The 13,606-nt window shown below is 70.9% G+C and carries 15 protein-coding genes; 5 read left to right on the top strand and 10 right to left on the bottom strand.

The features are described from left to right. Window positions 1–86 precede the first annotated feature (86 nt). Complete coding sequence (locus ABGB18_RS27975; RefSeq protein ID WP_347698580.1) at window positions 87–611, bottom strand: zf-HC2 domain-containing protein; 525 nt, start codon at window positions 609–611, stop codon at window positions 87–89. A gap of 1 nt (window position 612) precedes the next feature. Continuing rightward, window positions 613–1,245, bottom strand: a complete 633-nt coding sequence (gene sigE / locus ABGB18_RS27970) for an RNA polymerase sigma factor SigE (RefSeq protein ID WP_347698579.1) — start codon at window positions 1,243–1,245, stop codon at window positions 613–615. A 185-nt stretch (window positions 1,246–1,430) separates the two neighbouring features. On the opposite strand from sigE, the gene ABGB18_RS27965 reads away from it, so the two are divergent. Next, window positions 1,431–2,069, top strand: coding sequence for an O-methyltransferase (locus ABGB18_RS27965; protein WP_347698578.1), 639 nt, complete (start codon window positions 1,431–1,433; stop codon window positions 2,067–2,069). 81 nt (window positions 2,070–2,150) lie between these two features. Here ABGB18_RS27965 and ABGB18_RS27960 read toward each other — a convergent pair whose 3' ends face one another. Next, window positions 2,151–3,560 (bottom strand): leucyl aminopeptidase, encoded by a 1,410-nt coding sequence (locus ABGB18_RS27960; protein ID WP_347698577.1) that lies wholly within the window; start codon window positions 3,558–3,560, stop codon window positions 2,151–2,153. A 77-nt stretch (window positions 3,561–3,637) separates the two neighbouring features. Beyond that, window positions 3,638–3,805 (bottom strand): DUF3117 domain-containing protein, encoded by a 168-nt coding sequence (locus tag ABGB18_RS27955; protein WP_020545024.1) that lies wholly within the window; start codon window positions 3,803–3,805, stop codon window positions 3,638–3,640. 160 nt (window positions 3,806–3,965) lie between these two features. On the opposite strand from ABGB18_RS27955, the gene ABGB18_RS27950 reads away from it, so the two are divergent. The 3 genes from ABGB18_RS27950 to ABGB18_RS27940 are packed head-to-tail and all read left to right on the top strand — an operon-like array spanning window position 3,966 to window position 7,833. Further along, complete coding sequence (locus tag ABGB18_RS27950; RefSeq protein ID WP_347698576.1) at window positions 3,966–4,763, top strand: PaaX family transcriptional regulator C-terminal domain-containing protein; 798 nt, start codon at window positions 3,966–3,968, stop codon at window positions 4,761–4,763. Then, window positions 4,760–5,536, top strand: coding sequence for an enoyl-CoA hydratase-related protein (locus tag ABGB18_RS27945; protein WP_347698575.1), 777 nt, complete (start codon window positions 4,760–4,762; stop codon window positions 5,534–5,536). Before ABGB18_RS27950 ends, ABGB18_RS27945 begins: the two co-directional genes overlap by 4 nt. A gap of 38 nt (window positions 5,537–5,574) precedes the next feature. Beyond that, complete coding sequence (locus tag ABGB18_RS27940) at window positions 5,575–7,833, top strand: polysaccharide lyase 8 family protein (protein WP_347698574.1); 2,259 nt, start codon at window positions 5,575–5,577, stop codon at window positions 7,831–7,833. On the opposite strand, the gene ABGB18_RS27935 is transcribed toward ABGB18_RS27940, so the two are convergent. The 6 genes from ABGB18_RS27935 to ABGB18_RS27910 form a co-directional block, all read right to left on the bottom strand. After that, a complete protein-coding gene (locus ABGB18_RS27935; protein WP_347698626.1) occupies window positions 7,793–8,311 on the bottom strand; it encodes a DNA-3-methyladenine glycosylase I in 519 nt (172 codons plus the stop codon). The two genes, ABGB18_RS27940 and ABGB18_RS27935, sit on opposite strands and share 41 nt — an antisense overlap. Before the next feature lie 29 nt (window positions 8,312–8,340). Then, window positions 8,341–9,153 carry a hypothetical protein gene (locus ABGB18_RS27930; protein WP_347698573.1) on the bottom strand — a complete coding sequence of 271 codons (813 nt, stop codon included), beginning with the start codon at window positions 9,151–9,153 and terminating at the stop codon, window positions 8,341–8,343. Window positions 9,154–9,267: 114 nt separating this feature from the next. After that, window positions 9,268–9,852 (bottom strand): TIGR00730 family Rossman fold protein, encoded by a 585-nt coding sequence (locus ABGB18_RS27925; protein ID WP_347698572.1) that lies wholly within the window; start codon window positions 9,850–9,852, stop codon window positions 9,268–9,270. A gap of 10 nt (window positions 9,853–9,862) precedes the next feature. Next, a complete protein-coding gene (locus ABGB18_RS27920) occupies window positions 9,863–10,660 on the bottom strand; it encodes a TIGR00730 family Rossman fold protein (protein WP_347698571.1) in 798 nt (265 codons plus the stop codon). Between the two features lie 203 nt (window positions 10,661–10,863). Next, complete coding sequence (gene dapE, locus ABGB18_RS27915; RefSeq protein WP_347698570.1) at window positions 10,864–11,919, bottom strand: succinyl-diaminopimelate desuccinylase; 1,056 nt, start codon at window positions 11,917–11,919, stop codon at window positions 10,864–10,866. Beyond that, window positions 11,919–12,752: a 2,3,4,5-tetrahydropyridine-2,6-dicarboxylate N-succinyltransferase gene (locus ABGB18_RS27910; protein ID WP_347698569.1), complete on the bottom strand. Its 834-nt coding sequence runs from the start codon at window positions 12,750–12,752 to the stop codon at window positions 11,919–11,921. The genes dapE and ABGB18_RS27910 overlap by 1 nt, the downstream gene beginning before the upstream one ends. 43 nt (window positions 12,753–12,795) lie before the next feature. On the opposite strand from ABGB18_RS27910, the gene ABGB18_RS27905 reads away from it, so the two are divergent. Next, the gene (locus ABGB18_RS27905) at window positions 12,796–13,605 is read left to right on the top strand and encodes a hypothetical protein (protein ID WP_347698625.1); all 810 of its coding nucleotides are present in this window, start codon (window positions 12,796–12,798) and stop codon (window positions 13,603–13,605) included. Window position 13,606 lies beyond the last annotated feature (1 nt).

Here is a 13,606-nt window from a genome sequence, read left to right as displayed (position 1 = left end):
TCGCCTATGACAAATCCCGAACCCAGATCGTATGCCCCGCGCACCGCTGACTACGCCAACCCAAGCATCCACGGCATACCGGGGCATCAAGGTGTGGAGGTCGAGGGTGCGCCCGTCGGCGAGGTCCGAGCCTGCTGGAACAGCTCCACGGGCGGCGCCGGGTTGCCCTGGCCGACGCCGCTGGCGGCGAAGAAGGTGCCCAGCGCGACCGCGGCCGAGACCACCCCCACCGCGACGTATGTCGTGCGCCGCCGGCTACCCCGTCCAGGGCCAGAGCCACCGCCGGTCGCGTCCCTGCGCGGGCGGTTGTCCAGCGGAGCGATGCTGTGCGGCCCAGGGATGGGCACTCCACCGAACGTGCGGGAGGGAAAAGGGCGCTCCCTCGGCGGCAGCGGCCCTCCCGGCTCCGCCATCCGGAGCAGGGACATCGTCAGGTCGGCAGGCATCGCCGGAGTGTCCAGCGAGCGCAGGCGGGACTTCAGCGCCCGCATCGACTCGACCTCTCGCCTGCAGTCAGCGCAGAAGGTCAGATGTGCCAGCGCGCGTTCGCGGTCGGTGTGGTTGAGCTCGCCGTCGACGAGCGCCGAAACGCGTTCTCCAAGATGAGCCATATCAGACTTCCTCCCCACGGATCACGGTCGGGGGGAGTTGGGTATTACGGGGGGCCCGGTGATCGAGCGCCTCCCGCAACTGCGCCCGGCCACGGTGAATACGGCTTCGGACCGTACCCAGCTTGACGCCGAGCGTGGCCGCGATCTCCTCATAGGACAGGCCCTCGATGTCGCACAGCACGATCGCGGCCCGGAACTCGGGGGCGAGCGAGTCGAGGGCGGCCTGGATGTCGGGCTCCAGGTGGGCGTCGTCGAACGCCTGCGCCGGGGACGGCTCACGACCGCGCAGCCGCTCGGCCGCGTCGTCGGCCAGCCCCTCGAAGCGGATGCGCTGTTTGCGCCGCGCCATGTCGAGGAACAGGTTGGTCGTGATCCGGTGCAGCCACCCCTCGAACGTGCCCGGAGTGTAGCTCGACAGCGACCTGAAGACCCGCACGAAGACCTCCTGGGTGAGGTCTTCGGCATCGTGGACATTGCCGGTCAGCCGGTATGCCAGCCGATACACGCGTGCGGAATGAGTCCGCACCACTTCCTCCCATGTGGGAGGAGTCCAATCAGACGACACGGGAGTATCCGCCTGGTGGTCGCTTTCGTCCACCAGAACTCCTCTCTCTGGGACCACCGCTACCGCCATAGTGCCTGGTTTCGTCCCTTCGTGCGCACTGCCTGCCTTCCGGACCGGCAAAGCCCGTTTAAACCTGCAACGCCTTAGGACCCTCTTGAGTTCCCGTCCCGGCGTGTCTCCCCTAGGCTGCGATCGGTGCCAATCAGGTGTATGACCTTTTGCGACGATCGCACGAAAGCGGGGGGAGGAGGCCGATGACCAGTCCGGTGGAGGCCACTCTGGCCTATGCGGAGCAGTTCCATCAGGAGGATGAGATCCTGCACGCGGCGCGTCAGCGCGGGCTGGAGGTGGGGGCCACGCCCATCCTTCCCGGCGGTGGCGCGGCGCTCTGCTTCCTCGCCACCGCCGTGAACGCCAAATCCGTGGTCGAGATCGGTACGGGCTGCGGCGTATCGGGTTTGTGGCTGCTGCGCGGCATGCGTACGGACGGCACGCTGACGAGCGTCGACGTCGAGCCGGAGCACCAGCGGCTGGCCAGGCACGCCTTCGCCGAGGCGGGCTTCGCCGGCGGGCGGGTGCGGCTGATCTCGGGCCGGGCGCTCGACGTGCTGCCGCGGCTGTCGGACGGCGGTTACGACATGGTGTTCGCCGACGGCGCGAAGCAGGAGTACACGGACTATCTGGCCGAGGCGGTCCGGCTGCTCCGCGTCGGCGGCATCGTGGCCTTCGACAACATGCTGTGGGACAACCGCGTGGCCGACCCGGCGCAGCGCGACTCCGACACGGTCGCGCTGCGCGAGGTGGGCAAGCTGGTGCAGTCGGACGAACGGCTGCGCTCGGTGCTCATGCCCCTGGGCGACGGCCTGCTGGCCGCCATCAAGGTCGCCCGCTGAGACACCCGCTCCCATGAAGACTGCCCGGTAGACCTCGCGCGGTGCGGGTCTCCCGGGCAGAACTCATGCGGGCGGGGCCGTTCAGCCCCGGGTGAGCCACTCCAGCAGCAAACGCACACCGAAACCGGTGGCGCCCTTGCTCAGCGTGCCCTCGTCGACCATGCTGCGGCCCACCCCCGCGATGTCCAGATGAGCCCACGGCCGCTTGCCCGAGAACTCCCGCAGGAACAGCGCCGCCGTGATCGATCCCGCCCCGTATGTGCTGCCCGACTCGACGTTGGCCATGTCGGCGATCGACGACTCCAGCCCGGCCGCGTATTCGTCGATCAGCGGCATCCGCCACAACCGGTCGTCGCTGGCCTCCCCGGCCTCCAGGAGCTGCTTGGCCAGCAGGTCGTCGGAGGCGTAGACGGCGCCGAGGTTGCGGCCGAGCGCCACGGTGATCGCCCCGGTGAGCGTGGCGATGTCCACGACCACGTCGGGGTCGAGCTCGGCGTCGGCGTAGGCGAGCGCGTCCGCCATCACGAGCCGGCCCTCGGCGTCGGTGTTGAGCACCTCGACCGTGCGGCCGCCGTAGTGTGTGATGACGTCACTGGGACGCTGGGACGTGCCGGAGGGCATGTTCTCGGCGGCGGCGACCAGGCCGGTGACCCGCACCGGTGCCCCCAGCTCGGCCAGCGCGCCCAGGACGGCGATGACCACGGCCCCGCCTGCCATGTCGGTCTTCTGCGTCTTCATGTTCTCGTTGGGCTTGAGCGACAACCCGCCCGAGTCGAACGTGATGCCCTTGCCCACCAGCACCACGTGCCGCTGCGCCGGCTCGGCGGGCGTGTAGGAGAGCTGGATGAGCCGGGGCGGGCTGGCCGAGCCCTGCCCGACGGCCAGGATGCCGCCGAACCCGTCGGCCCGCAGTTGCTCCTCGTCCCACACCCGGACGGGCAGCCCCCGCTCGGCGGCCTGCTCGGCCAGCCAGGCCGGATTCTTGACGGAGGCGGGAGTGTTGGCCAGGTCGCGGGTGAGCGCCACCGCCCGCGCCACGGTCTGCGCCCGCCGCACCTGCTCCTCGTCCGCGCCCACGAGGACCAGCGCCCGCACGGTCTTCTTGCCCGGCTCTCCGATCTTGAACGAGTAGGCGGCCAGCAACGCCGCCTCCGCGAACGCCGCGTGGTCGCCGGCCGGCACCACCACGGTCAGCGTGTCCCGGCCCTTGGCCCGGCGGGTGAGAGCGGCGGCGGCCTTGCGCAGGGCCTTGGGAGAGCCGTCGCCCACGCCGTAGAGCAGCACGCGGCCCACGCCGCCGGCCCGCGCCACCGGCACGTCGACGATCTCCCCCGCCTCCCCCTTGGCCTCGTAGTGAGCCAGCAGATCGGGCACCGGCAGGTGCAGCTCGACCGCGTGCACGGGATCGAGATCGGCGGCATAGGGTACGGCCAGCAGCTCGGCGTCGTCGGGAATCTCGGCGACCACCGTCGCAGTGGTCTCAATGGGCACGGAACATCTCCTCAAACGTCAGCGACCCTGGCGCCGGACTTCGCCAGGGTCGTGGAACAAGTGTCTCTCGGGAGCTCTCAGCCGACGACGTTTTTCAACGCCTCGCCGAGCGCCTTCGCCTCGTCGGCGGAAATCTCCACGACGAGCCGGCCGCCACCCTCCAGGGGGACCCGCATGACAATGCCGCGCCCTTCCTTGGTGACCTCGAGCGGACCATCGCCGGTCCGCGGCTTCATCGCCGCCATGCGTGCATCCCTTCCTGCCTTGGGCTCCCGCGGCCCGCGATTTCCGACCTCCCGTGGGGGGCGGTCGGCGCATTCACGTCTTCTGTGATGTCCTATTCTCCCGCATCGAGAGCCCTCATGGGTAACGATCTCCTCCCAGAATGCGTTGTAGAGCCAAGCGATGACGGCCAAACTGGACTTCGTGCACGCTCGCGCCGCTCTGTTCGACCTGTATGGAGACCACCTGCGTTCACGAGGTGGGCAGGCGTCCGTCGCCGCGCTGGTCAGGCTCATGAAGCCGTTGGAGATCGCCGCTCCGGCCGTGCGCACGGCGGTTTCCCGAATGGTGAGACAAGGATGGCTGCGGCCGCTCAAACTGCCGCAGGGCGCCGGCTACGGGGTGACGCCCAAGTGTGTCAGGCGGCTGGACGAGGCCGCACTGAGAATTTACCGAGCCGGCGCGCTGACCTGGCACGGGCGCTGGCACGTCATCGTGTTCGAGCCGGTCAGGGAGCGGCCGAGGCGCGAACGCCTGCGGGCCGACCTCACCTTCCTCGGCTACGCGTCGCTGTCAGAGACGACGTGGATCGGTCCACGATCGTCGATCGAGCTGGACAATCTGCTCGAAGCCGAGGAGGTGCGGGCCGACAGGTTCGACGCGGCGCTCGAAGGCGATCCGCGTGAGCTGGTCTCCCGGGCATGGGATCTGACCGCCATCGGCGAGGCGTACGAGCAGTGGCACGCCGACGCTGTCACGCTGATCAGCACACTGCCCGAGGGAGCACCGGCGGACCAGGTGTTCGCCACGCGGAGCAGGCTGGTGCACGGCTGGCGCAACTTCCTGTTCCGCGACCCCGGCCTGCCGCCCGAGCTGCTGCCCGCGGGCTGGCCCGGCGAGAAGGCCAGGGCCTACTTCGAGCAGGAGGCCGTCCGGCTGCTGCCCGCAGCCGCCACGTTCGTCGACAGGGAGTTGAATTGATCCGCTATGACGTGGCCGACGCCGTCGCCACCATCACACTCGACCGCCCCGACGCGATGAACTCGCTGACCGTCGAGACCAAGCAGGCCCTGCTCGCCGCGCTGCGCGGCGCGGCCGACGACCGCGCGGTCAGGACCGTGCTGCTCACCGGCTCGGGCCGGGCCTTCAGCGCGGGCCAGGACCTGCGCCAGCACGCCGACAACCTGGAGGCCGGCCGCGGCCTGGACGACACCGTCCGGCGGCACTACAACCCGGTCGTCGAGCTGATCACCACGATGGCCAAGCCGGTGGTGGCCGCCGTCAACGGCGTGGCCGCCGGGGCGGGCGCGTCCCTCGCCTTCGCCTGCGACCTGCGGATCGCCTCGGAGAAGGCCAAGTTCGCGCTGGCGTTCGCGGGCATCGGCCTGGCCCCCGACTCGGGGGCGTCGTGGACGCTGCAACGCCTGGTCGGCCGGGGCCGAGCCGCCGAACTGCTGCTGCTCGGCGAGCCGCTCGACGCGCCCCGCGCACTGGAGCTGGGCCTGGTCACGCGCGTGGTCCCGGCCGGCGACCTGCTGAAAACCGCCCAGGAACTCGCCGCACGCCTCGCGCAGGGCCCCACCCTGGCCTACGCCGCCACCAAGCGGGCGCTGGCCTACTCCGCGACGCACTCGCTGCCCGACTCGCTGGCCATGGAAGCCGACCTTCAGGACGAATGCGTGGCCACCCGGGATCACCTGAACGCCACGCATGCCTTCCTCGCCAAAGAACCCCCGACCTTCAACGGTGAGTAACGGCCCCGCCACGCTCCCGATACGATATTCCTGGCGCCATGCAGCACTCCGATGCCTCGCGCGTGCCCGCCCCGCACGACTTCGCAGCCCTTCGCGCCGCGGCGGTCGACCTGCTGACCGGCGGCGCGATCGACGTCTCCGATCCGGTCTACGCCAGGCCGCTGGCCAGGCTGAGCACGACGGCGGCGGACTGGCTGGCCCAGCTCATCCCCTCGGTGATGTGGCCCGACCTGCCGCTCGAAGGCCGGCCGGGCAACGTCACGGGCAGCTACGCCCGGCTGCGCCTGATCGCCACGGCCTGGGCCACGCCGGGCACCGCGCTGCACGGCGACGACGCGGTCGCGGCGAAGGTGGTGGACGCGCTCGACCTGCTCCACGAGCGCCACTACAACGAGAGCCTGCCCGAGACGGGAAACTGGTGGTTCTGGGAGATCGGCACGCCGGCCGAGCTGTCCCGCACGTGCGTGCTGCTCGGCGACCGGCTCGACGCGGGCAGGCTCGGCGCGTACGTGGGGGCGATCGACCGGTTCTGCCCGGACGCCGACTGCCGGGCGGGCAACCCGCAGGCCGGCGAGAGCGGCGCCAACCGGGCCGACAAGGCCGCCATCGTCGCCTTCCGCGGGGTGGCCGGGCGCAGCGCCGACAAGCTGGCGCAGGCCCGCGACGGCCTGTCGGACGTGCGTGGCGGCGGCCGGCACAGCGTGTTCGGCTACGTCGAGTCCGGCGACGGGTTCTACCGCGACGGGTCGTTCATCCAGCACGGCGACGTCGCCTACACCGGCTCCTACGGCCTGTCCCTGCTCACCGCGGTCGCCCAGACGCTCGCGCTGCTGCGCGGGTCGCCGTGGGAGGTGACCGACCCGGGGCGGCGGCTGGTGCTGGACGCGGTGAAGGCGTCCTTCGCCCCGTTCGTCCACGACGGGCTGCTGATGGACACGGTCAGGGGGCGGGCCGCCACGCGGCAGGCGTTCTCCGACAGCGTGGCCGGTCACGCCGCGACCGGGGCGGTGCTGCTGCTCGCGCAGAGCGCGGAGGAGCCGTACGCGAGCCGGCTCAAGGGGCTGGCCAAGGGGTGGATCGAGCGCGGCAGGGCACGGCCCTACCTGGAGCACGCGGACGTGCCGGAGACGCGGCGGGCGGTCGCCGTGCTGGACGACAAGACGATCGAGGCCGCGCCGGGGCCCGTCGGGCACTTCGTGTTCCCCTCGATGGACCGGGTGGTGCACCGGCGGCCCGGCTGGTCGTTCGCGGTCAGCATGTCGTCGCGGCGCATCGCCGCCTACGAGGCGATCAACGGCGAGAACCTGCACGGCTGGTACACCGGCGACGGCATGACCTACCTCTACGCCGGCGACCCGGGCCACTTCGGCACGGACTTCTGGCCGACGGTGGACCCGTATCGGCTGCCCGGGATCACGGTCGACACCCGCACCCGGGAGGACCTCTCCTTCCGGGCCTACCGCCCGCCCAACGCGGTGGCCGGGGGCGTGGTGCTCAAAGGCCGCTATGGTGCCGCCGCCATGGAGCTGCTCGGCGACGGCGTGAGCCTGCAGGCGCGCAAGTCGTGGTATTTCCTGGACAACGCCGTGGTGGCGCTCGGCAGCGGCATCACCAGCCTCGACGGCGAGGCCATCGAGACCGTGGTGGAAAACCGGGCCACGGACGCCGAGCCGTACCTCGGGGACGGGTGGGCGCATCTGGCGGGCGTGGGCGGCTACGTGTTCGACGGGGCGCGCACCCTCGTGGAGACGCGCACGGGCCGATGGCGTGACATCAACGCGGGCGACGACACCGCCGGCGCCCTCGACCTCGTCACGCGGCGCTACGTGACGTTCTGGCTGGATCACGGCCGCCGCCCCGTGGACGAGTCCTACGCCTACATCGTGCTGCCGAACGCCAGCCGCGAGCGGACCCGGGCCTATCGCGGCCGGCGTCCCGTGCGGGTGCTGGTCAACACCTCGCGGGTGCAGGCCGTGCAGACGGGCCCGTTGGTCGCTGCCACGTTCTGGGGGGCGGCCGAGGTGGCGGGCATGGGCGCCGACGCGCCGTGCCTGGTGCTCATGTGGCGCACCGGCGAGCGCGTCACCCTGGCCGTGGCCGACCCGAGCTGGACGGTGGACGAGGTGACGCTCACGCTCGACCGCCCGGCGCGCGACGTCGCCTGGTGCGACGACACCATCACCGTGAAGACGGGCAAGCACCCCGCCGTCGTCGCCCGGCTCGGCGGGTCACGCGGCGGCACCCACACCGCCGAACTCAACGTGTACGCGCCACGCAACCCTCGACGTGATCGTTGACCAGGCCGATGGCCTGCATCAACGCGTAGGCCGTGGTCGGCCCGACGAACCTGAAGCCGTGCCCCTTCAGCTCCTTGGCCAGAGCCTTGGAGCCCGGGGTGATGGCCGGCACGTCGGCCATCGTCTTGGGCACCGGCGAGTCCGGCTCGGCGAAGCGCCACACCAGATCCGACAGGCCCCCGGGCAGGTCGAGCGCGGCCCTGGCGTTGCCGATCGCCGCCTCGATCTTGGCGCGGTTGCGGACGATGCCGGGGTCGCCGAGCAGGCGCTCCACGTCCTGCTCGGTGTAGGAGGCCACCTTGGGGATGGAGAAGTGGTCGAAGGCGGCGCGGAAGTTTTCCCGCTTGCGCAGGATCGTCAGCCACGACAGACCCGACTGGAACGCCTCCAGCGCCACCCGCTCGAAGACCTCGTCATCGCCCTTGAGCGGGCGGCCCCACTCCTCGTCGTGGTAGGCGATGTACATGGGGTCGGCCATGCCCGGCCACCAGCAGCGGGTCAACTCGGTCACGAACGCTCGTCCCCCTCTTTGCCGGCCGCCGCGGCCTCGCCCTGAAGCCCGTCCCCGTCCCTGGCCCCGGCCACCTCCACGGGCTCGCGGCCGGCCTCGATCCCGTCCGCCTGGGCCTCGTCGGGCTCCGTCTCGTCGGCCTTCGTCTCGTCGGCCTTCGTCTCGTCGGCCTTCGCCTTGTCGGGCTCCGTCTCGTCGGGCTTGGTCTCGTCGGCCGGCTTGGCTGCGTCCTCGGGCTCGCCGGGCTGGTCGTCCCAGGGCTCGGCGGGCTCGGCTTCGGTCGTGTCCTGGTGCCCGTCGGGCCGGCCGGCGCCGGCCGGGGGCACGTGCCACTCCGGGTCCTCCGGCGGGTGGCTCAGCTCCGCGGCGCCGTCCCAGGCGACCGCGGTGCCGCTCGCCGTCACGGGGTCGCCCGCCTCCGGCAGCTCCCGGGGCACGGGCGGGGCCTCAGGCTCATGGTCGGTGCGTAGCCCCGCCCCCGGCCCGGCATGAACCTCCTGGCGCGCGTGGAGCCGGCTCGACAGCAACTCGGACACCCGCTGCTCCAGCACCGCGATCCGGGTGTCACGCGCGCTGATCGCGGTGGCGGCCCTGCGCAGGGTCTCGTCGACACTGGCGGTGTGGTAGCCGACCAGGTTGACCGGCAGTTGCAGCGCCATGAAGTCGACCGCCGTGAGCTGCCCCGGCTCGGGCAGGTCGAGCGGCGGCACGTCCGGCGGGAACTCGGTCAGCTCACCGCCCCTACCGAGGGAGACCAGGACCACGCACGCCAAGATGGCGATGGCGGCGATGGCGAGTATGACCAGCACATTGGCATCGTACTCACACCACTGGGGCACGAGGTCCCGCACTTGCCGCGGCCGGTGCGTCTCCGGGCGCGGCGGGCACCGCGACCGCGCAGGTCACGCCGCCCGCGCGCGCCGTCAGCCGGTGGCCTCGCCGAGTTCCGCGACGCTGGGCCTGACCGGCTGGGTGCGGGCCTCCAGATGGGTGAACGCCTCCTGCACGGTGGTGGTCCAGGAGATCGCGTCGAAGACGTCGGCCCGGGTGAAGCCCTCGTCGTACAGGCCGGTCACGAGCTGTCTGAGCGGCTCGTACAGGCCCCAGGGGTCGAGGATCACCAGGGGGCGGTCGTGGATGCCGATCACCCGCGCGGTCCAGATCTCGAAGAGCTCCTCCAGCGTGCCGATGCCGCCGGGCAGCACCAGGAACGCGTCGGAGCGGGCGTCCATGAGGCCCTTGCGCTCGCGCATGCCGGGGGTGACGATCAGCTCGTCCGACTCCTCGTCCGCGATCTCGATGTCCACCAGGACCTGCGGGATCACGCCTATCGTGCGTCCGCCGGCGGCGCGGGCGGCCGAGGTGACCGCGCCCATGCAGGAGACCGTGGCTCCGCCGCTGACCAGGGTGTGGCCGCGCTTGGCGAGCTCGGCACCGACTTGTCCGGCCAAGTCGATGTATTTCAGGTCGATGTGCTGACTTGAGGCGCAGAAGACGCAGATGTTCACGAAGCGCCGCCTATTGGGGCTCGGCGTACTGGGCCTCCGTGGCTTCCAGCTCCTCCATGCGCTGCATGGAGCGGGCCCGGTCGGCGTCCACGATGATGCGGACGGCCTCGTCCACGTCGTCGGTGACGGAGATCAGGTCGAGGTCCTGGGCGGCGATCTTGCCGGTGCTGAGCAGGGTCGCCTTGATCCATTCGAGCAGCCCGCCCCAGAACTCCGAGCCGACCAGCACCACGGGGAAGGAGGTGACCTTGCGCGTCTGGACCAGCGTGAGCGCCTCGAACAGCTCGTCCAGCGTGCCGAAACCGCCGGGCAGGGTGATGAAGCCGCAGGAGTATTTGACGAACATCGTCTTGCGCACGAAGAAGTAGCGGAACTCGATGCCCAGGTCCACGAAGTCGTTCATGCGCTGCTCGAAGGGCAGCTCGATGCCGAGCCCGACCGACACCGCGCCGCCCACCTCCTGCGCGCCGCGGTTGGCCGCCTCCATGACGCCGGGCCCGCCGCCCGTGATCACGGCGTAGCCCGCCTCGGCCAGCGCCCGGCCGAGTGCCTGGCTCATCTCGTAGTCGGTCGAGCCCTCGGTGGTGCGGGCCGAGCCGAAGACGGTGACCGCCGGGGGAAGCTCGGCGAGCTGGCCGAAGCCCTCCACGAACTCGGCCTGGATGCGCAGCACCCGCCACGGGTCCATGTGCACCCAGTCGGAGGATCCCTGACGGGCCAGCAGACGCTCGTCATGGGTGGAGGTGGGGACCAGGCTGCCGCGGACGACGGCCTGCCCTTGACGGCGTTCTCGACGGGGTTGTTCCATGCGGGTTACGGTAGCCTCCTTCTCTTACGGTCGCGAAACCCCTGGTAGACCGGGGAAAGCGGGTTCTTGAAAAAACTTGGGAACTGCGGGGAACCAGATTTCTACCAGTCTGCGTCTAATCGTCGAGGGTGCTGCTCGGGACTGAAAGTGGCTTTCCCCGCCAAATGGCCGGCGAGGAAAGCCACTTTCATGTGTGGGGTCTGTCAGGCGGAGAGCCAGTCGAGCATGGCCCGCTCGCTCTCGACGATCTTGGGCAGCGACACGTACTCCCCTTGCTGGTGCGCCAGGTTCGGATCCCCCGGCCCGTAGTTCACGGCGGGGACGCCCAGCGCGGAGAAGCGGGCGACGTCCGTCCAGCCCAGCTTGGCGCGCGGGGTGCCGCCGACGGCCGCGCTGAAGGCGGCCGCCACCGGATGGGTCAGCCCCGGCCTGGCCCCGGGCGCGGCGTCGACGAAGCCGACCTCGAATCCGTCGAACACCTCCCGTACGTGCTCCTGCGCCTGCTCGATCGACAGGTCGGGGGCGAAGCGGTAGTTGACGGTCACCACGCACAGGTCCGGGATGACGTTGCCCGCCACCCCGCCCCGCACGCCCACCGCGTTGAGGCCCTCGTGGTATTCGAGCCCGTCCACCACCGGCAGCCGCGCCTCGTAGGCGTTCAGCCGGGCCAGCACCGGCTCGATCCCGTGGATGGCGTTGACCCCGAACCACGACCTGGCGCTGTGGGCGCGCTTGCCCGGCACGGTGACCTCGGCGCGCAGCGTGCCCTGGCAGCCGCCCTCGATGACGCCGTCGGTCGGCTCCATCAGCACCGCGAAGTCGGCCGCGAGCCAGCCGGGGTGGTCCCTGGCGACCCTGGTCAGGCCGTTGCGCTCGGACTCGACCTCCTCGCAGTCGTAGAAGACGTAGGTGACGTCCCGGTTCGGGGCGGGCAGGGTGGCCGCCAGCTTGAGCGCGACCGCCACGCCGGCCTTCATGTCGGACGTGCCGCACCCGTACAGGAGGTCACCCTCCACCCGGCTGGGCAGGTTGGCCGCGACGGGGACGGTGTCGAGGTGCCCGGCGATCAGCACCCGCTCGGAGGCGCCCAGGTCGGTGCGGGCGACGACCGTCTCCCCGGACCGTTCGACCTTGAGGTGCGGCAGTGCGGTGAGCGCCCGCTCGACCGCGTCGGCCAGCGCCCGCTCGGCGCCGCTCACCGACTCGATGTCCACGATCGCGGCGGTCAGCGCGCGTACGTCCTGCGTCAGGTCAAGCATCAGGTGTTCACTCCGTGTTCGCGCAGCACCTCGTTGAGCGCCGCCTTGTCGTGCCGCTCCCCCGGCTCCAGGCGCTTGATCACCAGCACGCACGGCAGCCCGAACGTGCCGCCGGGGAACTCTTTCTGGCGGGTGCCGCCGACGGCCACACTCCAGTCGGGGATGCGGCCGCGGGCCAGCTCCTGCCCGGTCTGGACGTCGATCACCGGGATGGACGCCGACAGGATCGTTCCAGCGCCGACGACCGCGCCCCGGCCGACGCGGGCACCCTCGACGATCATCGCGCGGCTGCCGATCAGCACGTCGTCCTCCACGACGACCGGGACGGCGTTGGGCGGCTCCAGCACGCCGCCGATGCCGGATCCGCCGGACAAATGCACATTTTTCCCGATTTGGGCACAGGATCCGACCGTGGCCCACGTGTCGACCATCGTGCCGGAGTCCACGTACGCGCCGATGTTCGTGAAAGACGGCATCAGCACCACGCCCGGCGCCAGATAGGAGCCCCAGCGAGCGATCGCGCCCGGCACCACCCGCACCCCGTCGAACGAGCTCTTCAGCGGGTGCCTGTCGTGGTGCTGGAAGTCCCCGACCTGCGTGCGGGCCATGCCCAGCACCTTGAAGCTGAGCAAAATGGCCCGCTTGGCGCGCTCGTCCACCACCACCTCGCCGTCGACCAGGTGCGCGGCCCTCGCCTCACCCCTGTCGAGCAGGTCGACCGCGCTGACCACGAGGTGGCGCGCATCAACGTCGGCCGGCGAAAGCTCCGCGCGGCGCTCCCACAGCTCGTCCACGACCGGTGACATCGGTGACGAGGTGCTCACGTGACTCATGGCCACGGAGCTTATCCGGCCGGGTAGGTTTCTCAGGGTGCGCATGCGCTTCTCCCGCGGAGTCATCACCATCGCGATCATCGTCATCGTGCTGGCCGTGGCCATCTCCGTGGGCCTCTACCACCTGCTGAAGAGGGCGACACCGCTGGCGGTGCCCGAGGCGCACTGCACGGTCCGCTCCCCCGAGGGCGAGCTCTACCTCTACCCGGAGCAGGCCCAGATCTCGGCCACCATCGCAGCCGTCGCGGCGCGTCGCAGGCTGCCGGAGCGGGCCGTGGTGATCGCGTACGCGACGGCGTTGCAGGAGTCGAAGCTCTACAACCTCGACTACGGCGACCGCGACTCGGTGGGGGTGTTCCAGCAGCGCGAGTCGCAGGGCTGGGGCAAGCGCAAGCAGCTCATGGACCCGGTCTACGCCACCAACAAGTTCTTCGCCGCGCTGGTCAAGGTGAAGGGCTACCGAAAGCTCCCGCTGGCGGACGCGGCCCAGGCTGTGCAGCGCTCGGCGGGCGGTTACGCGTACGCGCAGCACGAGCAGGACGCCAAGATCCTGGCCGCCACCTTCACCGGCCGCGTCCCCCAGTCCCTGCACTGCTGGTATCCGCCGGGCAAGGGCTCCCCGCCCCCGCCCCAGGCCGAGCAGGCGCGCAAGCAGCTCGCCAAGGCGCTGGGCAGCATGGCCATCACGACGAAGCGGCGCGGCTGGCTGATCGCCTCGTGGTCGGTGGCGCACGCGGAGAAGTACGCGCTGAGCCACGTCGGCTACGGCGGCGCCATCTGGTCCAACAACATGGAGCTCGAAGGCTGGCAGACCGGCGGCAAGTCGACCGACCGCCGGGTGGAGCTCTCCTGAC

This window comes from Nonomuraea sp. B12E4 (assembly GCF_039871825.1).
Lineage (GTDB): Bacteria > Actinomycetota > Actinomycetes > Streptosporangiales > Streptosporangiaceae > Nonomuraea.
This window is presented reverse-complemented; position numbering and strand designations above follow the sequence as displayed.